This is a genomic window from Flavobacterium sp. SLB02, from assembly GCF_009664855.1.
Taxonomy (GTDB): domain Bacteria; phylum Bacteroidota; class Bacteroidia; order Flavobacteriales; family Flavobacteriaceae; genus Flavobacterium.
The window spans coordinates 1621898-1643187 of the sequence record NZ_CP045928.1 but is presented as its reverse complement, the minus strand read 5'-3'; the positions used below and the strand labels follow the sequence as shown (position 1 = coordinate 1643187).

22 protein-coding genes are annotated in these 21290 nt (G+C 35.2%); 8 read left to right on the top strand and 14 right to left on the bottom strand.

Annotated elements, in window-relative coordinates; genetic code table 11:
- Positions 1-58: 58 nt before the first annotated feature.
- The 10 genes from GIY83_RS06555 to GIY83_RS06510 form a co-directional block, all read right to left on the bottom strand.
- Positions 59-1081: an alpha/beta fold hydrolase gene (locus GIY83_RS06555; protein ID WP_229029235.1), complete on the bottom strand. Its 1023-nt coding sequence runs from the start codon at positions 1079-1081 to the stop codon at positions 59-61.
- Positions 1082-1219: 138 nt separating this feature from the next.
- Positions 1220-1621 carry a cupin domain-containing protein gene (locus tag GIY83_RS06550; RefSeq protein WP_194616108.1) on the bottom strand — a complete coding sequence of 134 codons (402 nt, stop codon included), beginning with the start codon at positions 1619-1621 and terminating at the stop codon, positions 1220-1222.
- Positions 1622-1831: 210 nt separating this feature from the next.
- The gene (locus GIY83_RS06545) at positions 1832-3133 is read right to left on the bottom strand and encodes an epoxide hydrolase family protein (RefSeq protein ID WP_194616109.1); all 1302 of its coding nucleotides are present in this window, start codon (positions 3131-3133) and stop codon (positions 1832-1834) included.
- Between the two features lie 571 nt (positions 3134-3704).
- On the bottom strand, positions 3705-4790 hold the full coding sequence (locus GIY83_RS06540) for a nitronate monooxygenase family protein (RefSeq protein WP_194616110.1): 1086 nt from the start codon (positions 4788-4790) through the stop codon (positions 3705-3707).
- Positions 4791-4807: 17 nt separating this feature from the next.
- Positions 4808-5257, bottom strand: coding sequence for a nuclear transport factor 2 family protein (locus tag GIY83_RS06535; protein WP_194616111.1), 450 nt, complete (start codon positions 5255-5257; stop codon positions 4808-4810).
- 4 nt (positions 5258-5261) lie between these two features.
- The gene (locus GIY83_RS06530; RefSeq protein ID WP_194616112.1) at positions 5262-5993 is read right to left on the bottom strand and encodes an SDR family NAD(P)-dependent oxidoreductase; all 732 of its coding nucleotides are present in this window, start codon (positions 5991-5993) and stop codon (positions 5262-5264) included.
- Positions 5994-5998: 5 nt separating this feature from the next.
- A complete protein-coding gene (locus tag GIY83_RS06525; protein ID WP_055095205.1) occupies positions 5999-6217 on the bottom strand; it encodes a 4-oxalocrotonate tautomerase family protein in 219 nt (72 codons plus the stop codon).
- 4 nt (positions 6218-6221) lie between these two features.
- Positions 6222-6761, bottom strand: a complete 540-nt coding sequence (locus GIY83_RS06520) for a YceI family protein (RefSeq protein ID WP_194616113.1) — start codon at positions 6759-6761, stop codon at positions 6222-6224.
- Between the two features lie 448 nt (positions 6762-7209).
- A complete protein-coding gene (locus tag GIY83_RS06515) occupies positions 7210-7782 on the bottom strand; it encodes a Crp/Fnr family transcriptional regulator (protein ID WP_194616114.1) in 573 nt (190 codons plus the stop codon).
- Between the two features lie 329 nt (positions 7783-8111).
- Positions 8112-8855 (bottom strand): SDR family oxidoreductase, encoded by a 744-nt coding sequence (locus tag GIY83_RS06510; protein WP_208685860.1) that lies wholly within the window; start codon positions 8853-8855, stop codon positions 8112-8114.
- Between the two features lie 216 nt (positions 8856-9071).
- On the opposite strand from GIY83_RS06510, the gene GIY83_RS06505 reads away from it, so the two are divergent.
- Positions 9072-9416 carry a helix-turn-helix domain-containing protein gene (locus tag GIY83_RS06505; RefSeq protein ID WP_194616116.1) on the top strand — a complete coding sequence of 115 codons (345 nt, stop codon included), beginning with the start codon at positions 9072-9074 and terminating at the stop codon, positions 9414-9416.
- An 88-nt stretch (positions 9417-9504) separates the two neighbouring features.
- Here GIY83_RS06505 and GIY83_RS06500 read toward each other — a convergent pair whose 3' ends face one another.
- Together GIY83_RS06500 and GIY83_RS06495 are read right to left on the bottom strand one after the other, a co-directional pair.
- Positions 9505-9984 (bottom strand): MarR family winged helix-turn-helix transcriptional regulator, encoded by a 480-nt coding sequence (locus GIY83_RS06500; protein ID WP_194616117.1) that lies wholly within the window; start codon positions 9982-9984, stop codon positions 9505-9507.
- Between the two features lie 2 nt (positions 9985-9986).
- Positions 9987-10478, bottom strand: a complete 492-nt coding sequence (locus GIY83_RS06495) for a GNAT family N-acetyltransferase (RefSeq protein WP_194616118.1) — start codon at positions 10476-10478, stop codon at positions 9987-9989.
- Positions 10479-10810: 332 nt separating this feature from the next.
- Here GIY83_RS06495 and GIY83_RS06490 point away from each other — a divergent pair, with 332 nt between their 5' ends.
- Entirely contained in the window at positions 10811-11398 is a 588-nt protein-coding gene (locus tag GIY83_RS06490) for a TetR/AcrR family transcriptional regulator (protein WP_208685858.1), read from the top strand.
- A gap of 131 nt (positions 11399-11529) precedes the next feature.
- The gene (locus tag GIY83_RS06485; protein ID WP_194616120.1) at positions 11530-12342 is read left to right on the top strand and encodes an SDR family NAD(P)-dependent oxidoreductase; all 813 of its coding nucleotides are present in this window, start codon (positions 11530-11532) and stop codon (positions 12340-12342) included.
- 68 nt (positions 12343-12410) lie between these two features.
- Here the strand turns inward: GIY83_RS06485 and GIY83_RS06480 are convergent, their stop codons facing one another.
- On the bottom strand, positions 12411-14834 hold the full coding sequence (locus GIY83_RS06480) for an ABC transporter permease (RefSeq protein ID WP_194616121.1): 2424 nt from the start codon (positions 14832-14834) through the stop codon (positions 12411-12413).
- A gap of 3 nt (positions 14835-14837) precedes the next feature.
- The gene (locus GIY83_RS06475) at positions 14838-15551 is read right to left on the bottom strand and encodes an ABC transporter ATP-binding protein (protein ID WP_194616122.1); all 714 of its coding nucleotides are present in this window, start codon (positions 15549-15551) and stop codon (positions 14838-14840) included.
- Between the two features lie 282 nt (positions 15552-15833).
- Between GIY83_RS06475 and GIY83_RS06470 the strand changes: the two genes are divergently transcribed.
- The 5 genes from GIY83_RS06470 (at position 15834) to GIY83_RS06450 (ending at position 21224) form a co-directional block, all read left to right on the top strand.
- Positions 15834-17195, top strand: a complete 1362-nt coding sequence (locus tag GIY83_RS06470) for a sigma-54 dependent transcriptional regulator (RefSeq protein WP_208685856.1) — start codon at positions 15834-15836, stop codon at positions 17193-17195.
- Positions 17196-17268: 73 nt separating this feature from the next.
- Positions 17269-18603, top strand: a complete 1335-nt coding sequence (locus tag GIY83_RS06465) for a PAS domain-containing sensor histidine kinase (RefSeq protein WP_208685848.1) — start codon at positions 17269-17271, stop codon at positions 18601-18603.
- A 71-nt stretch (positions 18604-18674) separates the two neighbouring features.
- Positions 18675-19052: a response regulator gene (locus GIY83_RS06460; RefSeq protein WP_194616125.1), complete on the top strand. Its 378-nt coding sequence runs from the start codon at positions 18675-18677 to the stop codon at positions 19050-19052.
- 515 nt (positions 19053-19567) lie between these two features.
- The gene (locus GIY83_RS06455; protein ID WP_208685846.1) at positions 19568-20173 is read left to right on the top strand and encodes a hypothetical protein; all 606 of its coding nucleotides are present in this window, start codon (positions 19568-19570) and stop codon (positions 20171-20173) included.
- A 7-nt stretch (positions 20174-20180) separates the two neighbouring features.
- Positions 20181-21224, top strand: a complete 1044-nt coding sequence (locus tag GIY83_RS06450) for a ligase-associated DNA damage response exonuclease (protein WP_208685843.1) — start codon at positions 20181-20183, stop codon at positions 21222-21224.
- Positions 21225-21290 lie beyond the last annotated feature (66 nt).

Genomic DNA, 21290 nt, shown 5'->3' with positions numbered 1-21290 from the left:
GATTATTTTTCTATTGATGATATTGTTATTGGAATTTGGAATTTTAAAAATTTGGAATTTACCTAAGCTTATCAACATCCATTATCGCCTGAGCAAATGCTTTTGGGTCTTCCTGCGGAACATTGTGCCCAATTCCTTTTAGAATTCTGTGTTCGTATTTACCGCTGAATTTATTGGCGTAGGCTTTTCCGTCTATATTAGCACCGTCGAAATCGCTTCCTATAGTAATTGTCGGAACTTTAATTGCTGGTCTTGTCGCCAATCTATTTTCTAAATTATCATATTTAGATTCTCCAGATTCCAGAGATTGTCTCCATCGGTAATTATGAATAACAATTGATACGTGATCCGGATTATTAAAAGATTGAGCCGTTTGGTCATAAGTTGCTTTGTCGGAATTCCATAACGGAGAAGCTATTTTCCAGATCAGTTTATTAAACTCATAAGTGTTTTGGCTGTAGCCGAGTTTCCCTCTTTCGGTAGCAAAATAATATTGGTACCACCATCCTAATTCGGCTTGAGGTGGTAAAGGTTTTAAGTTCGCTTCCAGATTTACAACAAGGTAACCACTTACAGAAACCAATCCGTTTAAACGTTCCGGCCAAAGTGCTGCCATCACCACTGCTGTTCTTGCTCCCCAATCAAATCCGCCAATAATGGCTTTATCAATTTTTAGCGCATCCATAAAAGCAATAATATCACTTGCCAAAGCTGCCTGCTGCCCGTTTCTAAAAGTATCTTTAGAAATAAAAGTGGTTGTTCCCGATCCTCTTAAATAAGGCGTAAGCACTCTGTATCCTTTTGCAACTAAAATAGGTACCACTTCATTATAACTGTGAATGTCATAAGGCCATCCGTGAAGCAAAATTACCGGAGTTCCTTTAGAAGGTCCTGCTTCGGTATACCCTACGTTCAATAATCCGGCATTAATTTGTTTTAAAGTTCCAAGAGAACTTGCCGTTGTTTGTTTTTCTGATTGCGCGTTTACAAATGTCATTGTAAAAAATAAAGCTGCTATTAAAAGCATTTTAGAAGCTATTCTATTGGCGAAACTACTTGTGTTATTTTGTGCTGTTTTCATGATTATTATTTTTTAATATTTTGATTATTAGTTAATTTCTTCGTCAAAAGTATTCTGATAACAATCCTTGTACAATTAGAAAACAGTTGAAACGGACGAAGTAAAAGCTGAAACGGACAAACCAAAACCTGAGTTTTCTTATTTTTTCATGATCATAATAGGTTTCCCTTTCTCGACAATATAGGTGGCCAGTTCAGAAGCTTTGGCATTGGTATGGTTGTTTGCCGAGTGAAATTTTCCTGCCGGAATAAAAAGTACTTCTCCTGCTTTTAAGGTTATTGGCTTTTCATCCTCAATTTGATATTCCAGCGAACCTTCTAATACATAAATAATTTCTTCTCCCGGATGTGCGTGTTTTCCAAACGAGGTATGAGCATCAAAATCAATTCGGGCCTGAACCGTTTCTTTTCCCGGAATACTTAGATCGTGTTTTTGTAAATCGGTTCTTTTTACACCACTTTGTTGTGCCTGAGCATTTGATGGAGTGAATAATGCAATAAGACCTACGATCATCAATGCGTATATTTTATTAATTTTCATTTTGTTTGTTTTTAATTACGTGTTAAATATTATTTCACGCAGATTTAAAAAGATTTAAGCGGATAACCGCAGATTAATTTTAATAAAAATCTAAAATTAAATCTGCTTCAATCTGTCTAATCTGCGTGAACTAAAATTATTTTAATCTTAATAATTCTATCTAACTCTTTGTCAAAGTCCTGAAACCTGTTAGATATATTCTACTATTGCTTATTTTCTCAAAGATTTAAACGCTGCGCGAAGTTCTTCTGTAAAAAGCTGTGGTTCTTCCCAAGAAGCAAAGTGACCTCCTTTTGATACTTCATTAAAATAAATCAGGTTTTTATAACTTTTCTCTGTCCAGCTTTTAGGCGCTTGGTAAATTTCTCCTGGGAAAACAGTTACTGCAACCGGAATTTTTATATCGTTTGTTTTTTGTTCAACTGCATTAAAGTTGTTGGTATTATTTTCCCAATACAATTGTGCCGATGAGTTTGCCGTATTTGTTAACCAATACAAAGTGATATCATCCAGCATTTCATCTTTTGTAAGTGATTTTTCTGCGTTTCCACCACTATACGTCCATTCGTTGAATTTATCCAGGAAAAAAGATGCCAATCCAACCGGAGAATCTGTAAGTCCGTAACCTAAAGTCTGAGGGCGTGTCACCATCATTCCGGCATAACCACCACCTCTTGTATATAACTTATTAAGAGATAGAAAAGCAGCTTTTTCTTTAGCCGATAGTCCTTCAGGAGCTGGATCTCCGTCTTTTAAAGCTTTGGCAATATCAGCGGGAACTGTTGCAGGCATGTTTACGTGAATTCCCAATAATCCATATGGAGCCTGACGCGCCATAGCATCTGCAATTACAGAACCCCAATCGCCGCCTTGAGATACATAAGTTTTATACCCCAGACGTTTCATTAAAACATCCCACGCATTTCCAATTTTTTCAGGTCCCCAACCTGTTCCTTTTGGTTTTTCTGAGAAACCATAACCCGGCATTGACGGAATTACAAGATCAAAAGCATCTTCGGCTTTTCCTCCATAAGCAGTAGGATCTGTTAAGGGACCAATTACTTTTAAAAGTTCGAAGAAAGATCCCGGCCAACCATGTGTAATTACCAATGGTAAAGCATTTTTATGTTTCGATTTAATGTGAATGAACTGAATATCTAATCCATCGATATTGGTTACAAATTGAGGCAATGCATTTAGTTTCGCTTCTGTTTTGCGCCAGTCATAAGTAGTTCCCCAATATTTTACAAGACCCTGAATTTGTTGTAATTTAACTCCTTGTGATTGGTCAGTAACGGTTTCTTTATCCGGCCATCTTGTAGCGTTTACACGAGTACGAAGATCTGTTAAGGCTTCTTTCGAAATACTAATGTGATACGGACGAATTGCCTCGGCTTCATTAGTTGCTTTTGCCTGATTTTTTTGTGGGTATCCTGTTGCTGCGATCAACATAAATGTTCCTGTTGCAATGGCAGTCAGAAAGCTGTTTTTGTTTTTTAGAATTGTTTCCATTTTGATTATAAATTTTGTTATTGTGATTAATTTCTTTGTCAAAAGTATCTCGATAACTAGCGATTTAAAATCAGTAAATAGTCTAAACGGACGAAGTAGATCCCGAAGCGGACATTGCAGAAGTTGAAAATTTTATGGTACTATTGTTATTCTTTTCAGGAGCTAATCCCGCACCCGAGTCTGAAAGTGCAAATTGGCGAAGCAATACGTTACAATTTTTTATTCCGAACCCCCGAACAAAAGGATTTTCACTTCTATCGAGGCTAGGGCAATGATTTTCATAAGAATGTTTATCACAAAGTTTGTCATCCTGAGGAACAAAGAATCACACTAGGGACTCTGCACAGATTGGCGATTAATTTAAACACATAGAAACATAGGTTTTATGATCTTAATTGAGGTAGTTTAAAAAATCAAGATTTTTAAACATAGTTCACCTATGCGGTAATATTCAAAGTGAAACGCCTTTTCAACGTTTTAAAATTCTATGTTTCTATGTGTTTAAAAAAAAAGGGCATAAAAAAAGCCCAATCTCTACAATCAGGCTTTCGTCAATAGCTATTAAATTAGATTATCCTTTCAAATCATCAAAATAAGTGTTCGTTTCTTCTATAAGAGCGTGCATTAATTCTTTGGCTTTGGTATGTTTTAGAATTGGGGAAATTTGTCCACCCCAAAATAAGATCATATCCCATTTTTGCTGATCAAGCGCTGCTTTTCGTAATGGCGATATTAGTGTCGTCTGCAACGGAAACGGCAGTACATCTTGTTCTTTGCCTGAAATTTCCCTGGCAATTCTGCTGGTTAATCCGCGGCCCAAACGTCCTGTGTAAGCACGGGATAAAGTCGTGTATTTTGCTGCATCAGAAAACAACATTTCTCTATGAATAGGTAATGCATTCGATTCATCACACGCCAGAAACGCAGTTCCTATCTGCGCGGCACTTGCTCCTAAGGCTAAAGCTGCAGCGACGCCTTTTCCGTTTGCAATTCCTCCGGCAGCAATTATTGGAGTTTTTACTTTTTCGCGAATGAGTTGTAGTAAAACAAAAGTTCCTGTTAGCGATGATTCGGCGGAAGCCAAAAACGAAGGCCGGTGTCCGCCCGCTTCAAAACCCGAGGCGATAATCATATCTACGCCGGTACTTTCAAGAAAAACAGCTTCGTCTAAAGTCGTTGCCGCGCCAACGGTTGTAATTCCTGATCTTTTGCATTGTTCCAAAACATCGGCAGAAAGTGCTCCAAACATAAAACTGAAAACTTTTGGTTTAATATCCAAAATTACCTCCAACTGATTCTCAAACCTGGATTGAAACGGAGCCGGTTTTTCCGGTAACGGAATCCCAACTTCATCAAAATAAGGTTTAAATAATGCTGTTGTTTTCTTGTATTGTTCGTCTGATAAACCAGATTGCGGAATATCATGATCTGAAACCCAGAGATTGATATTATACGGTTTATTGGTTGCTGCTTTTAATTGTTTGTTTACATCAAATATTTCCTGAGGAGACATTGTATAAGCTCCGTATCCGCCAAGTCCGCCGGCATTTGATACCGCGGCAGTCAATTCTACCGTTGACAGGTTTCCGCCAAATGGTCCCTGCATTATCGGGTAATCAATCCCTAATAATGCTGTAGCTTTTGTATTGTACCACATTGCTATCTTGTTTAAAGTTATTCGCTTGTATCGGTCAGCATTTTATTGACGATAAGCCATTTTCCGTTAATCTTATGGAAAGATAAAAAATCCCGATAATTAAAGTCGTACATTTTAACATTAATTTCGGCTGTAGCAATTGAATTTACTACATTAATATTCAAGATTTCTCCTTTGAAAGGTTTTCCGGAATCTTTAGGACTTTGTCTGCTTTTTACGCCACTTAAATAAAGATCTACCGTTTTAAAATAAGGTTGTCCTTTTATATCTCCAAAAAGTAAAGCACTTTCATGAAAGATACTTCCTAAACGTCTTTCGTCTCCTTCGTAAATTCCTTTAAAATAATAATTTTCTAATGCATCAGTAATCGCTGATACGTCGGCCTGATTTTCCATTTTAATGTTATTTTGAGCTTTTATGCCCTGCAAAGTACAGAGCATAAAAGCAATTAATAAAATAGTTTTCATTTAATTATAAGTTGTGTCCAGCTCCTTTACCGCCATCAACATTGATGATTGAACCGGTAATAAAACTGCTTTTGGCAACCGTATACACCATTTCGGCTACGTCATCGACTTCTCCTACTCTGTTTAAAAGATGCAATCCGGCACTTTGATCTGATTTATCTCCGTGCATTGGCGTACGAATAACTCCCGGAGCAACGGTATTGATACGAATATTTTGTTTTCCAAATTCGGCTGCTAACTGAATCGTCAGGGCATGAATAGCGCCTTTACTTGATACGGGAGCCGAAGCTGGCCATCCGCCCAAACCGTGATTTACTAAAGGAGTTCCTATATTGATTACAACGCCATCTTGCTGTTTCAGCATTTGCGGAATAACAGATTGTGTAGTGAAGTAAGTTCCTTTTAGATTTGTGGTCAGGAATTTATCCAAATACGCTTCATCTACTTCCAAAAATGGTTTACTGTCGAATATTCCGGCATTGTTAACCAATACATCTACAGAACCAAATTTTTCTAAAGCAATTTTTACCAATTCTTCTCCGGTTTGTTTCTTGCTCACATCTCCGGCAAACATTGCCAGATTGTGTCCTGCTCCAAATTCGTTGTAAGCACTTTCTAATGCTGATGGTGTTAGCGAATTGATCACAACATTATCGCCTCTGTCCAAAAAGTATTTAGCGATTCCTTTTCCAATTCCGGATGCTGCTCCGGTAACGATTATCGTTTGTTTTTTCATGATATTTATTTTTTATCGGCTGTAATGCCTTTTTCTCTTAATACAGATACCTGATCTCCTGCGTAACCCCAATCGTCGAGTTCGATTTCCTGAATGACAACATGGGTTAAATGCGGATCTTTGTTTAATACATCAGTAATTAAATTTGTGATGCCGCTGATTAATTCTTGTTTTTGCTCGCGGGTAACGCCCTCGCGGGTCAATTCGATTTTTACGTAAGGCATGGTTTTAGTTTTTAGATACTTCGGCTATGATAGTAAAATCTAAATCAAAGTCGTTGTAGATTAATGTATCGCCTAAATCTTTGAAGAAGTTTCCTGAACGGAATTTGATATCGTATTTGGTACGATCAATAACCAATTTACCTGTCAATGAAAGTGCATTGTTAGTGCTTTCTACTTCGGTTTCAAAACCTGTAAGGTGTGTGATGTCTTTTATAGTAAGATTCCCTTCAAGATAATATTTACCATTTGAAATTTCTTTTACCGAAAGAATGTCAAATGTTGCCGTTGGGAATTTTTCGATCGAGAAAAAATCATCTGATGCCAAATGTCCTGCAAATTGTGCATTTGTATCGGGATCTGTAACATCCAGAATTTTTATTGAGGCGGTATTGATGACAATATTTCCACCATTTATTTTTCCGTCATTCAAAATAAAATGACCTTCTTTGATACCAATTGTACCATTATGTGCACCGGTAACTTTTCTACCAGTCCAATCGATGTTGCTTTTTGCACTTACGATATTAAAATTTGTTGTTTCCATTTTTATTGTATTTAAAAGTACAGTACAAAGGAACGCTGAGTATGGAAATTGGTTACGTGATGTAGATCACAATCTTTTTTTAACGTGCAAAGGAACAAAGGTTCAAAGTTTTCGTTTCACGCAGGTTTTATGAGATTTAAACAGATTTTTTTTATCGTGATTCTTTTTTAATCTCGCAAAGGTCCGAAGTCGCAAAGGTTTTTTATTTAATGCGGATCTTTTAATCACACAATGGACCAGAGGCTCAAAGTTTTTGTTTCACGCAAATCGCTTTATTCACATTTTGTCATCTCGAGCAACGAGGGCTATCCGCAAGTAGCTCTAAAAATATTGGCGATTATGATTGTGGGGTATGTAATGTTATCTTTCCTTCATCGAGATGATAAACTACGCGGAAACTTCAAATTAAAAAATCATTTTAATCCTGTAAATCTGTGACTAAAAAACTTTATGAATTGTATAATCTACTTAGGGTTTCTCTTGAAACTCCCAGATAGGCTGCAATTAAGTGTTTGGGAACTAAATTGTAAAGTTGTGGATATAATGCCAGAAGTTCTTCGTAACGGGTTTTAACATTGTTATTCATGAAAGACAAAAGTCGCTTTTGGGAAGCGATATATCCTTTGTTGGTTCTCCAACGGAAAAAATGTTCGATTTGATGAAATTCATTGCACAATTTTTCGCGGTCGCTGTTGGAAAGGCAAAGCAATTCGACATCAGAGATGCAATCTACATTTATGGTTGCAGGGGTTTGATTGTATAAAGCTGTATAATCTGATGTCCACCAAGTGGCCATGGCAAATTGCAGGATGTACATCTTGATTTCGTCATTGATGAAAAATGCTTTTAAACAACCTGAAATTACAAAATATTCACAATCGACTTTGTCACCGGCACTAATAATTGTTTGCCCTTTCTTGAATGATAATGGTTTAAAATGCGAAAAGAAATAATCGAATTGATCATCTGTTAACGAAGCGGTTTTGGAGATGTGTTGTTGGAGGATTTCTTTGTATTCCATGGAAAAGGTTCAAAGGTTCAGAGTGGCAAAGGTACAAAAGGTTTTTTTATAGCTGCTAGGATTCTTTTAAGATTCAAAGGGATAAAGTTTTTTGAACTTCGATATTTCTTATGGAAATCAGTGCCTAACCCTGATGTGAGGGAAATAGCTCCTAATAAAGACTAAATTCCAGTCCCTAAACTTAGTAATAAATTCCAAATTCCAATTTGGGGGAGCCAAAGACTTTCCCAGCAATGAGAATAAATAAAAAACCTAGAGACTTAAAATCTTACTAACTTTAAAAAAACCTTTATCCCTCTGGGCCTTTTCCTTTGTTTCTCATAAGAACCTTAAGCTAAAACCATCCCACCATCCATAATAAAATCGGCTCCGGTAATGAATTTAGCAGCGTCGCTACTTAGGTAAGCGACCATTTTGGCAACATCTTCCGATGCTCCCATTTGTTTTAGCGGAACCTTTTCTATCACCACGTCCATAATAGATTTAACGGTAGTTGTATCCAAACCTACTTTGTTCATCACTTCGGTTTCTGTTGGACCGGGACTTACGGAATTTACTCTGATTTTTCTTGGTGCCAATTCCACTGCCGCAGATCTCATAACCGAATTCAAAGCTGTTTTACTCGAAGAATAAATCGATGATCCAGGGCCCGGCATACTAGCAGTATTCGAAGAAAGAAATACAACAGATGCTCCGTCTCTTAGCATTGGAATAAATCTGCTCAAGGTGAAATATGCTCCTTTGAAGTTGACGTCTATGATGCTATCGAATAATGTTTCTGTGGCTTGTTCTATGTTTCCTAATCCGGCAATTCCCGCATTGATGAAGAGAATATCAACTTGTCCAAAATCTTCTTTTACTTTTGAAGCCAGATTTTCTATCTCAGAAATACTGGATTGATCGGCAACAATTGCTGTTACTCCCAAATCTGAAGCTGCTTTTTCAATTGCTTCTTTTCTTCTTCCGGTAATAATTACAGTTGCGCCTTGTTCTTTTAGTTGTTTGGCTGTTGCGTAGCCAATACCGCTATTTCCTCCCGTTATTATTGCTACTTTATTTTTTAAATTGTCCATTTTTTATGTTTTTAAATTAGTGGTACAAATTTAAATGGGAAAACATATTGCTTTTTCAGTGGTATCATGGAGTATACCTAAATGTTGGTATTTTCCACCACATAAGTTATATAAGTTCATTTAAATTTGGAACGTTAATTAAGCAAGTGTTTATAATTTCTTATATCACTGATATGGTGAAAAAAAATGTTTTTATATATTAGTCTAAAAATTGTTATGGAAAGAAATCAGAAAGAAGAAGTTAAGGCGCTTCAGGATACTTTGTATGTTTTGGGAGGAAAATGGAAATTGCCCATCATCAATTCAATCTGTAATGGAAACCATCGATTTACAGAAATTCAGCAAAGTATTCCGGGGATAACGTCAAGAATGCTATCGAAAGAACTGAAAGATATGGAACTGAACAATCTTGTAAAAAGAACCGAAGATCGCGATGCAAAAGTTCCTATTCTTTATGAATCCACTCCTTATTGCCAATCTTTTGGCCCAATTATAACCGAAATGATAAATTGGGGAATAGCACATAGGAAACACATTGGAAAGGTAAATTCCAAAAAGTAAAATTAAAAATTCCAATTGGGAAGCCCATCGACTTCAGGGTGACAATAGAAAAAACCTTTGAGCCTTTGTTTCTCTGACCCTTTGTCCCCTATTCTTTGCTTTTCAACTGCATCGCTCTTTGTAAAAAACTCTGATGCATTAATTTGTTTTCGGCCTCGTTAATGGCCTGAAGCAGATTATTTTGATTGTCGGCAATTTCTTTAAGAACGCTTGACATTACATCCCAAACGGGTTTCATTTTCAGGATCAATTCCTGTCCTTTTGGGGTAAGTGATATTAATCTTTTTCGTTCATCTACTTTGTCTTTTTTGGATCGGATTAGCTTTTGTTTTTCGAGTTCTTTTAATAAACTAATGGTGGAAGGATGTGTATAGCCTATCTCGTTTGCAATTTCTACAACGCCCAAAACTTCCTTATGATGCAAAGTATATACAACAGGAAACCATTTGGGTTCAAAGTCGATTCCGTATGATTTGTAAAATAATGCACCGTCTTTTCGCAACTGCTCACTAAGTCTTTGCAATCGCGTCGAAATGGCTAAAATCCCTGATTCATCAATTATATTCATCGTTACTTTTTTAGTTTTAAATGACAAAATACATTGTCGGCACTCATAACAGGAAATGTCTGCGGAAGCGATTCTTTATGGATTCGTACGAAATGATTTCTTTCATAAAAACGTAAAGCAGCTTCTAATACTGTTATGGTTCCCAAATATAAATCATCAATTTGATTTTCGTTGCAATAATGCAGTAAAGTGTCTAATAATTTCTGGGCTATAGAAAACTCTTTTCCACGGAATTCTTTTTTTACAAACATTTTTCTGATCGCAGCTTCAGAATTGCTAAATTTTACCAAAGCAATTGTTCCTACTAGTTCATCATTAATAAAAGCACCCCAGAAATGTCCTCCACTCGCGTAATAGAAGTTTTGTATGTTTAATAAATCCGGTTGGTCTTCGATTGTGATGGCAACATTAAATTCTTTTTGCTGAATGTTTAAAATTAAATCTACAACTTCATTTGAGAATTTATTTTCTATGGGAATAATCTGTGGTTTCATGTTTTTAGAATTCAAAAACACAAAACTACGTAGTTAAATACATAAATAATAATATTTCATTACAAATTGTTGTTTTTTGTTTCACGCAGCTTTAAAAAAGATTTAAGCTGATGGTGCAGATTTTATTTTTTCGCTTTGATTTAATTTAAAAATCTTTTTCGAGTCAGCCCCAATCTGCCAAATCTGCGTGAAATGAAAAAATAATTTACGCCTTAATGCCTTGTGGCAACTATTAAAACTAAGTCAAATGTGAAACTTATCACAAAAAATCGAATTTGTTTGTTTTTATGACCAATCGGTCATATATTTGTACTCGTAAAATGAAAACTATCATGACAAAGGGAGAAGAAACCAGACAATTCATCATAGAGAAAGCAGCTCCAATCTTTAATACAAAAGGAATTGCAGCAACGGCTATGAGTGATATTATGGAAGCGACCAAATTGTCTAAAGGAAGCATGTACGTGCATTTTGAAAATAAAGATGTTCTGGCGTGCGCGGCGGTTGATCATAATATAAAAGTATTGGGTGATAAACTGGTATCAGAAATTAGTAAAACTAAAACTGCCAAAGAGGAGCTTTTTACTTATATCGATTTTTTTAGTAATGCCATAAATCCTCCCCTTACCGGTGGTTGTCCGTTACTGAATTTTGGTACCGAGGCCGATGATACTAACCCTATTGTAAAGGAAAAAATAAATAAAGGCTGCAATTATAACCAACAATTATTGGCTAATAGTGTTAACAAAGGAATTGCCAACGGAGAGTTTAAACCGGAGTGGAATGCTGAAGAGTTTGGCATTGTTATGTTTGCCATGATGGAAGGCGGTCACCTTATTTCTAGAATGTCGGGTGATAATGATAAGATGAAAGTGATAGCCAAAACATTAAAAAAAATTATAGAGCAAAACACACTCTAATTTTTTTTACCCTAAAAATGACCGAACGGTCACTTAAAATTACAATTACAGTGTCAAAAATTAATTACAATATCAATTACAAAATTAAATATCATTAATAATTCACAACTAACAATTAATAATTTAAAATCATGTCAAAAACAATTTTAATTTCAGGCGCATCAAAAGGATTTGGAAAAGCCTGGGCAGAAGCATTTTTAGCAAAAGGATACAAGGTAGCTGCAACAGCACGAAATATTGATACCCTAGCCGACTTAAAAGCACAATACGGAGACGCTATTTTGCCTTTAACATTAGACGTAAACAAACGCGAAGATTCCTTTGTAGTTGTAGAAAAAGTAAAACAACACTTTGGTACAATTGATATCCTGATTAATAACGCTGGTTATGCCTTAAATGGTGCAGTCGAAGAAGCCAGCGAAACAGAAGCAAGAGCACAATTTGAAACAAACTTCTTTGGTACTCTTTGGTTAACTCAGGCTGTTTTACCGATAATGAGAAATCAAAAAAACGGTCATATTATTCAAGTTTCTTCTATTTTAGGAATCGCAACTTTACCTAATTTAGGTCTTTACAATGCCTCTAAATTTGCTGTGGAAGGTCTTACAGAAACATTATCTCAGGAAGTAAAACAATTTGGAATCAATGTAACTTTGGTTGAGCCAAATGGTTATTTTACTGACATTTGGGGTAACGGTTTCAATAGTAAAAGTATTGATGCTTATGATGGGCTTAAAAAAGCAATAGCAGAAGGACATGATCCCGACACTTTCGGACAAGCAAGCGCTACTGTACCTGCAATTGTTAAACTGGTTGAAGCAGAAAATCCTCCTCTACGCCTATTCTTAGGAAAAGTAGCTTTGCCACTTGCAAAACAAGTTTACCAACAAAAATTAGCTACCTGGGAAGAATGGGCTGACGTTTCTGTAGCAGCTCATGGTTAATTAAAAAACCTCTCATTAAAACTAAAACCTCCAAAATCAATGACTTTGGAGGTTTTCAATTTTATGCTTTATTCGTATTTAAGGTATTTCAAAACATCAATTTTGGTTGCTTGATAGGCTCTTGTAAGTACCACTAATAATGTTAATGCTAATAAGGCAGTAAACCCAATGATAAAAGGATAAACAGAAATAGTAATCCTGTAAGCAAAATTCTCTAACCATTTATTTAGTAAATAGTAGGCTGGAAATAACGCTATTAAAAATCCTATGATACTAAAGATTAGATATTGCCTGCAAAGTTCTTTTAATAAAACATTTGTTTCGGCTCCCAGTGTTTTTCGAATGGCGATTTCTTTCATGCGTCTTTCGATAGAATATGAAGCGAGAGCAAATAACCCGAAAAGTGCAATTACGATAACAACAACATTCAATAAAGAAAAGAGATTCTTTTGTTTTACATAACTGCTGTAAGACTTTTTATATTCTTTATCTACGAAATCATATGAAAACGGATATTCTGTATCTACTTTTTTTGTCCAGAGATTTTCTATATCAGCTATGGTTTGCTGCATGGTTTTAGGATCGGCTGTAATGTAAATATTGTTCAAAAGTCCAGAAAACCAAGGAACGGTTTTAAAATGGAAAAAAGACATTGGAGGTATTGGTTCTCCCGGATTTCCTATATTAAAATCTTTTACAATCCCAACAATAATAGCATCTTGTCCATTCCAATGCAATTTTTTGCCTATTGGATTTTTTTCATTTAATAGTTTTAAGGCAGTTTCATTAATGAGCATCGAAGCAACAGTATCCTGTGCAAATTTTGGACTCAAATAGCGCCCTTTTATGATTTTTATTTTCATCATTTCCAACAGTCCAAAATCTATTGGTACATTGTTTCCGTCAATATTTTTATCCTTATAATGATATGATATTACAGATTTTGCCCCATTTCCAAAAACAAAACCACCTCCTGCAACTTGCTGTACTCCTTTTATATGCTGCAATTGGCTTTTAATAATGTTGTATCGGGCAAATTGATCTTTATCCGTTATTGCTTCGCCGTAAATATTTCTGTAGGAGATATTGAGAATTTGTTTTCCGCTAAACCCTAAATCTTTTGAGTTCATAAGCTCTATTTGCTCATACACAATATAAGATCCAACAATAAAGAAAGCAGCTACAGCAAATTGAAAAATAAGCATACCGTTTCTAAGCCAGATACCGCTTTTACTTCTACCAAAGTTTCCTTTTAATACTTTTAGTGATTCAAAATTAGAAACATAAACTGCAGGAAGTATCCCCGCCAATATTACGGTTATAAAAAATATAGCAACAAGCTGGATATAAAACTGTCCGCTTTGTAATACAAGTGTTTTTTCCAAAAAAACATTATAGTACGGTAAAGAGACTTCGACAATAACCAATGCTATTAAAATTGAAAGCAACGAAATGATAGCGGTTTCAAAAATAAATTGTTGAATAATGGAAAATTTAGAAGCGCCTATAATTTTGCGAACTCCAACTTCTTTTGCTCTCTTTACTGCATTTGCCGTAGCTGAGTTAACATAATTTACAATGGATAGAATTAGAATTAAAACAGATAAGCCAACCATGATAAGCAAAAATTGAAGATTACCGTTTGCTTCTATCACTCCACCGGTTTTGGTATGTAATCGAATAGATGCCAATGACTCTAAACCTGGTTTTATCTGACCATATTTTTTAATAAATTCTTCTGGTTTAATGCCCTGATCTTTTGCAAAACGAGCTGTCATGTTTTCAAAATATATTTTTTCAAGATTTTGAATCACTTGTTGCTGTCCATTAGGATTTTTTAATTTTAATAACAGAACAAATTGAAAATTACCCCATTGCTGAATGGTCTCTTTTATTCTTGCATCTATAAAATTAACTACGCACGAAGGATTACAAATTGATTTTTTATCAAGTTTATAAACACCTCTTACAATTAGTTTTTTACCCTGCAACACGATTTGTTTGCCTAAAGCAGTTTCATTTCCAAAAAGCTGAACAGCCAAATCTTGCGACAAACAAATACTGTTGAGATCAGGTAATGCATTTTTTGCACTTCCTTCTATAAATTGATAAGGGAAATAATCAAAGAAGTTTTTTTGTGCTGCAATTATCCTATCAGACTGCACTTTTTTATTACTAAAGCGAATAATATCATTATTATAGTTACCGCTTAAATAACAGTAAGATGCTACTTCAGGGCTTGCATCTTTTATAGTAGATCCTATAGGTGCTGAACTCGAAGCCCAATAGGTAGTCGCATCCATTTGATTGGCAACCAAAAATATATTGTCTTTATTGGGATTCCATTGGTCATAACTCTGTTCGTCGTTCCAATACAAAATTGCAAAAATTAAACCTGCAATTCCAATACTCAATCCTAAAACATTCAGGGCTGTAAAAACCTTATTGTTTTTGATATGATAAATAAATATGTTGATCCAGTTTTTTAGCATGATTTAGTTTATTGAATTAGTTACCAAAACATCTACATTTCTATGGTTCATTTTCTCCGAAAGAATCACTCCGTCTTTCATTAAAATAGTTCTTTGAGAAAACGAAGCGTCATAATCAGAATGTGTTACCATCAGGATTGTCGCTCCGCTGGCATGAAGATCTGTTAATAATTCCATTACTTCATTTCCGTTTTTACTGTCCAGATTTCCTGTAGGCTCATCGGCAAGAATAATCGCCGGATCATTGATTAAAGCTCTTGCAACCGCTACACGTTGTTGCTGACCTCCTGAAAGTTGCTGCGGATAATGTTTCAAACGATGCGAAATACCTAATATCTTCGAGATTTCCTCTACTTTTTTCTTTCTTTCTGATGACGGAACATTATTGTAAATCAATGGCAATTCGATATTATCAAAAACAGATAATTCGTCAATTAAATTAAAATTCTGAAATATAAAACCAATGTTTTCTTTTCTGGCTTTCGATTTGAATTTCTCTTTCAGGCCAATCATTTCCTGGCCTAGCAATTCATAACTTCCTCCAGAAGCACTGTCTAATAATCCTATGATATTCAATAAAGTTGATTTTCCACTTCCCGAAGGCCCCATGATCGATACAAAATCACCCTGGTTTATAGTTAATGAAATTTCGCTTAAGGCATTTGTTTCTACTTCTTCGGTTCTAAAAATTTTAGAAAGCTTTTTAATTTTAATCATAACTAATTTGATTTTTGATGTTTGTTTTTCTTACTGAGAATTTTATTGCCGAAGTAAAAAACAGATCCTAAATTAAGATAATTGATAAGATAATCTATAAATATCTATTTTTGTTACATTTACCAGCAATATTGATTCTCATACTTGATGATTTGATAATCTAATTGTGATTTTCATGCCAAAAATTTAAGATTTGCAACTATCTAATTTCTAAATTATTATTTTTTTACAGCAATACAAAGTGTCCATAATTGGACAGCTTTCGTCCAAAACCGAACAACAATGAAAAAGACAAATGCCTCAATTTTAATCATAGACGATCAGGAAGACATCCTTTTTGCGTCGAAAGTGTACCTGAAAAAGTATTTTGAAGACATTTATACCCTTAATAATCCAAAAAATATTGTCGAATTGTTGTCGAAAAAAAGCATTGATGTCGTTTTGCTCGACATGAATTATCGAATAGGTTTTGAAGACGGAAGAGAAGGTTTGTATTTATTGAAAGAAATAAAAACACTTTCGCCCAAAACTGTTGTGATTTTAATGACGGCTTTTGGTAAAGTCGAAACGGCGGTTGAAGGTTTAAAAAATGGTGCTTTTGATTATATCTTAAAACCCTGGGAAAATAAAAAACTTCTGGAATCTGTAAAACAAGCCGTTGACAAATCGCGCAAAGAACAGAAGAAGGAAAAAAATATCGAAATTGAAAATGACTTTTTTATTGGAACTTCAGAGATTATAACAAAAGCGTATTCCCTTGCCGATAAAGTAGCTAAAACCGATGCTAATGTTCTGATTCTGGGTGAAAACGGAACAGGGAAATTTGTTCTGGCACATCATATCTACAAACAATCCCAAAGAAAAAACAATCCTTTTATTGCTGTTGATTTGGGATCTTTAAACTCTAATATTTTCGAAAGTGAATTATTCGGTTATGCAAAAGGCGCTTTTACCGATGCCAAAGTTGATACGCCAGGACGTTTTGAAATGGCGCAAAACGGCACTATTTTTCTGGATGAAATTGGTAATGTTCCGCTGCATTTGCAATCTAAATTGCTGCAGGTTATACAAACCAAAACTGTAACGAGATTAGGCGAAACAAAAGCAAGGCCTTTAAATGTGCGTATTATTACAGCAACCAATTTAAACCTGAAATTAGAAGTTGCAGAAAAAAATTTCAGGGAAGATTTGTATTATCGTATTAATACCATGGAAATTATTTTGCCCCCGTTAAGAGAACGTAACGAAGATAAAATCCCGTTAGCCGACTATTTATTAGGTAAAATGATCGGAAAATACGGCAGGGACGAAATTACTTTTGATAAAAAAGTGACGCAACAAATCGAAAAACACGCCTGGAACGGAAACATCCGAGAAATGGAAAATAAGATCGAACGCGCCGTAATTCTGTGTGAGAACAATAAAATTACGCTTGCTGATTTAGATCTCGAAACCATAACAGCTTACGAAGAAAATCACGATGATATTCAGCTTTCCTCTGTAGAAAAAGCTGCGGTTGAAAAAGCATTACTTAAAAACAATAACAATATCAGCAAAACTGCCGAAGAATTGGGATTATCAAGAGGTTCTTTGTACCGCCGTTTAGAAAAATATAATATTAACATTAAAACCGATGACTTTTAATCACATGTCAAAGAGAAAAATTATAATGTCAAAAACTTTTAGTTCTGAATTCTCAATTTTTAATTCTTAAAATATGTTACGATCCTTACAAACATACAAACTACTATTTCTGAGATTAATTATAATTGTCGCAGCGATCGAAGTTTCTATTTTCTTCTTTAAAAAAGAACTTTTGTTTACAGGCGTATTCGGACTTTTTATTGTTTTTCTGTTAATCAGGGAAATGTATTTTTATGTTCGCAATTTTGTTTTGATTTACAATAAAACAATCGCTTCAATTTTACAAAATGATTTTAGTTCCGATTTTTCAAAACATAAATTAAATGATAATTATACAGATCTATTTCGTTTGTACAGCTCATTGAAAGCCAAAGAAAATGAGCAGATTTCGAAAGATATTATTTACCGCTCTATTCTTAACAATATTGAAACCGGAATTATAATTCTGCAAAAGCAGGATAACGATTGGAATATTTTTTTAATGAATAACTACTTTTCGACACATTTTAATGTTCCAAAAGTATCCAAATGGAAATACCTTAAAAACCAATTACCAGCCTTATGCGAGATTATCGAACAAGATAATTTTCAGGAAATAAAAACATCTATAGAAATTAGTGTTAATGGACAAAGCAATCAAACCTTTGTTTTGCAGGCTTCGAGAACCGAGATTTTCGAATTGGATTATTTTATTGTTTTATTAGACTCAATCCAGAATGTGGTAGAGAAAAAAGAGAAAGAAGCCTGGGTCAATTTGATGAAAGTAATCTCGCATGAACTCTTAAACTCCATTACCCCTATTCGTTCTATTTGCCAGAATTTACAGGATTTGGTTGAGCAGGATTCAATGTCAGATGAAGATCTTGAAGATGTAAAAAACAGCGTAAGCACTATGTTAAGGCGAAGTGACCATTTGCAAAAGTTTGTCGAAGGCTATCGAAAACTCGCCATGCTGCCTTCTCCTAAAAAAGAAAAAATAGAACTGCAGCATTTGATCGATAACTGCCTTCAGGTTATGAATCCTTTGTTTAAAGAAAAAAATATAGAAGTCGTTAACCATATTACTTTCAAACGATTCATAAACGTAGATTCTCAACAAATAGAACAGGTATTAATTAATCTGCTAACCAATAGTTTTTATGCGCTAAAAGATGCTTCACAAAAGCAGATTATAATTTCGGCGGAAGCCAAAGAAAACCGAATCTTCATTAAAATAACCGACACCGGAAACGGAATAGAAAAAGAAATAGAAAACAAAATATTCCTGCCTTTCTTTACCACAAGACAAGAAGGCGCAGGAATTGGCCTGACGTTATCTAAAAATATTATCGAAGCCCATGGTGGTTATATCTCGCATAATAACGAAGAGAGTAAAACTACTTTTGAGATTTGTCTTGTTGAAGATTAACATTCATATTATGTAACATCACTCGAAAATTATATAACCTTCAAGTCCGGATTTTAAAATAATTTCATGGAATGAAAAATACAGTAATTTTATTAGTAGATGATGACGAAGATGACTGCGAACTTTTTATCGCTGCGATTGCTTCATTAAACAAAAATATACTCACTACAATCTCCAATAATTCTCTCGAAGCATTAAATAATCTAAAAGCAGCAACAGTTTTACCTGACTTTATATTTCTGGATATGCAAATGCCTTATCTAAGCGGAGCCGAATTTATACAGGAACTAAGAAACATTCCTGAACTTAGTAAAATTCAGGTGGTGGTGTATTCATCGCATTCACATGAAACTTTAAAAAAGCTAACGAACGAATTTAGTTCGGTACAAATATTTACAAAGCCTAATAATTTTCAAGAACTGGTTAGTACCCTTGATGGTATATTGTAATTGTTTTTATTAGAATATTCTTCAGGAGTTAATCCCCGCACCCGAGCCTGAAAATACGAACTGGCGAAGCAATCCGTTACAATCTTTTGTAGCGAACACCACTACAAAAGGATTTCCAATTCTATCGGGGCTAGAGCAATCATTTTTATAATATTGTTTTATCACAAAGTTTGTCATTGCCCTGCGCATTTTTGTCATTTCGATCCCGAAGTTTCGGGAGAGAAATCCCCGTCAGAAGCTCGACAAAGATTGACTTGCTGAAACGGAGTTACTTTCGAAGATTCCTCGTTCCTCGGAATGACAATGATTGTGACTATTTTGTATAAAACTAAAATTCCTTACATCCTTGTGTTTAAATCATTAGCAGGTTGCAAAGTATAATTCGATACTATATATTCTTTATTCTCTATTCCCATTAGAAATCATGTAACATTTACGGAAAAAAGTATAAAATCTCAACTCACCTCAGTTTGTAACTTTGAGTATATTATTTTATCACTAACACCTTAATTGCTATGTTACTACAATTTATATCCAATTTATTCGAAAGCGACGAATCTATTCAAAATCCGTACGATATTGTAATTCAGATTAATGATAAAGTCTCACCATTAGACCGAAGAAACCTTTATATGTTGCCTTTACATGATTTCTTGACGGACAATAATTATGGTGAAATTTCCGGTGGCGGAATACTTAAAGAAGAGCCCGGAGAAATCATCTTTTGTGATATTCATGTAAAATTTCATAAAAATGAGATTAGCACAGCAGTTTTAAACGACATAATCAATTTTGTCGAAATTTGCGGCGCTCCAAAAGGATCAAAAATTATAATCGAAAAAACACATCAGGAAATTCCGTTTGGTAAAAATGAAGGAATCGCCATTTATTTTGATGGAGAAAATAATCACGAAAAAAATCACGAAGATTATAATGTTGATTTCGTACAGTCAGAAATTTCGAAATTAACCAGTACGTCTCAGGAAAGACATTGGAAAGGAAATGCTACTACTGCATTGTATTTTTACGGAAAATCTTTCGAGACTATGAAAGATGGCGTATCTGATTTTATGCATACCTATCCCTTGTATAAAAGTGCAAGAATTGCTCAAATAGCTTAATCAGGTTATGAAAGTCCCACTATTAGCTTTCAATGACAAAGGAATATATTGCCAGCAGGCCGATGTCTACCTCGATCCGTGGCGTCCGGTTACCAACGCCATCATTACACACGGACATGCTGATCATGCGCGTTGGGGACACAAAAATTACATTACACATTATGACAATGTGCCTATCATAAGACACCGTTTGGGCGATATCAAGGTTACCGGAAAAAACTGGAACGAAACGTTTATCGTAAATGGTGTAAAATTTTCGCTGCATCCTGCCGGCCACGTTATTGGTTCTGCACAAATACGCGTAGAATACAAAGGCGAAGTATGGGTTTTTACCGGAGATTATAAAACCGAAGACGACGGGATCTCTGTGCCATACGAAGTGGTAAAATGCAATTCGTTTATAACCGAATGCACGTTTGGATTACCTGCTTTTAAATGGACTCCTCAGGCCGAAGTCATGACCGATATCAATAATTGGTGGGCAGAAAATCGTGCCGAAGGAAAAACGTCTGTTCTCTTTGGCTATTCGCTAGGAAAAGCACAACGTTTATTAAAATACCTGGATCCTAATATCGGAAAAATATATACCCATGGAGCGATCGAAAATATGACCGAAGTGTTGCGCCCATTGGTAGATTTTCCAGCCACAATAAGAGTAACATCAGAAACTAAAAAAGAAGATTTACTGGGTAGCCTTGTCCTTGCTCCGCCAAGTGCACACGGCTCGACATGGATCAGAAAAATGACTCCGTTTGTTACAGGCTCTGCCAGCGGATGGATGACTTTTCGCGGTGCCAGACGCCGACGTGCCGTAGACAGGGGTTTTGTTTTAAGCGATCATTGCGACTGGACAGGTTTACTCGAAAGCATTAAAGCCACCGGAGCCGAAAAGGTAATTTGCACCCATGGATATTCGGATATATTCTCAAAATACCTTCAGGAAATTGGTTACGATGCAAGAACCGCTCACACACAATATGAAGGAGAATTGGGGGAAATGGATTCTAAGAAAGATGTTGAGGAAGAAATTGAGACAGAGAAAATAGAATAAAGAATATAGAGAATAGATTAAAGAGCCAAGAAGCTAGAAGGAAGAGAATACTTTTAATCCGTTCGT

Bases quoted from the DNA above. Each gene is read 5' to 3' on its own strand.
- GIY83_RS06555 (WP_229029235.1), bottom strand. From the start codon at position 1,081: ATGAAAACAGCACAAAATAACACAAGTAGTTTCGCCAATAGAATAGCT.
- GIY83_RS06550 (WP_194616108.1), bottom strand. From the start codon at position 1,621: ATGAAAATTAATAAAATATACGCATTGATGATCGTAGGTCTTATTGCA.
- GIY83_RS06545 (WP_194616109.1), bottom strand. From the start codon at position 3,133: ATGGAAACAATTCTAAAAAACAAAAACAGCTTTCTGACTGCCATTGCA.
- GIY83_RS06540 (WP_194616110.1), bottom strand. From the start codon at position 4,790: ATGTGGTACAATACAAAAGCTACAGCATTATTAGGGATTGATTACCCG.
- GIY83_RS06535 (WP_194616111.1), bottom strand. From the start codon at position 5,257: ATGAAAACTATTTTATTAATTGCTTTTATGCTCTGTACTTTGCAGGGC.
- GIY83_RS06530 (WP_194616112.1), bottom strand. From the start codon at position 5,993: ATGAAAAAACAAACGATAATCGTTACCGGAGCAGCATCCGGAATTGGA.
- GIY83_RS06525 (WP_055095205.1), bottom strand. From the start codon at position 6,217: ATGCCTTACGTAAAAATCGAATTGACCCGCGAGGGCGTTACCCGCGAG.
- GIY83_RS06520 (WP_194616113.1), bottom strand. From the start codon at position 6,761: ATGGAAACAACAAATTTTAATATCGTAAGTGCAAAAAGCAACATCGAT.
- GIY83_RS06515 (WP_194616114.1), bottom strand. From the start codon at position 7,782: ATGGAATACAAAGAAATCCTCCAACAACACATCTCCAAAACCGCTTCG.
- GIY83_RS06510 (WP_208685860.1), bottom strand. From the start codon at position 8,855: ATGGACAATTTAAAAAATAAAGTAGCAATAATAACGGGAGGAAATAGC.
- GIY83_RS06505 (WP_194616116.1), top strand. From the start codon at position 9,072: ATGGAAAGAAATCAGAAAGAAGAAGTTAAGGCGCTTCAGGATACTTTG.
- GIY83_RS06500 (WP_194616117.1), bottom strand. From the start codon at position 9,984: ATGAATATAATTGATGAATCAGGGATTTTAGCCATTTCGACGCGATTG.
- GIY83_RS06495 (WP_194616118.1), bottom strand. From the start codon at position 10,478: ATGAAACCACAGATTATTCCCATAGAAAATAAATTCTCAAATGAAGTT.
- GIY83_RS06490 (WP_208685858.1), top strand. From the start codon at position 10,811: ATGACAAAGGGAGAAGAAACCAGACAATTCATCATAGAGAAAGCAGCT.
- GIY83_RS06485 (WP_194616120.1), top strand. From the start codon at position 11,530: ATGTCAAAAACAATTTTAATTTCAGGCGCATCAAAAGGATTTGGAAAA.
- GIY83_RS06480 (WP_194616121.1), bottom strand. From the start codon at position 14,834: ATGCTAAAAAACTGGATCAACATATTTATTTATCATATCAAAAACAAT.
- GIY83_RS06475 (WP_194616122.1), bottom strand. From the start codon at position 15,551: ATGATTAAAATTAAAAAGCTTTCTAAAATTTTTAGAACCGAAGAAGTA.
- GIY83_RS06470 (WP_208685856.1), top strand. From the start codon at position 15,834: ATGAAAAAGACAAATGCCTCAATTTTAATCATAGACGATCAGGAAGAC.
- GIY83_RS06465 (WP_208685848.1), top strand. From the start codon at position 17,269: ATGTTACGATCCTTACAAACATACAAACTACTATTTCTGAGATTAATT.
- GIY83_RS06460 (WP_194616125.1), top strand. From the start codon at position 18,675: ATGAAAAATACAGTAATTTTATTAGTAGATGATGACGAAGATGACTGC.
- GIY83_RS06455 (WP_208685846.1), top strand. From the start codon at position 19,568: ATGTTACTACAATTTATATCCAATTTATTCGAAAGCGACGAATCTATT.
- GIY83_RS06450 (WP_208685843.1), top strand. From the start codon at position 20,181: ATGAAAGTCCCACTATTAGCTTTCAATGACAAAGGAATATATTGCCAG.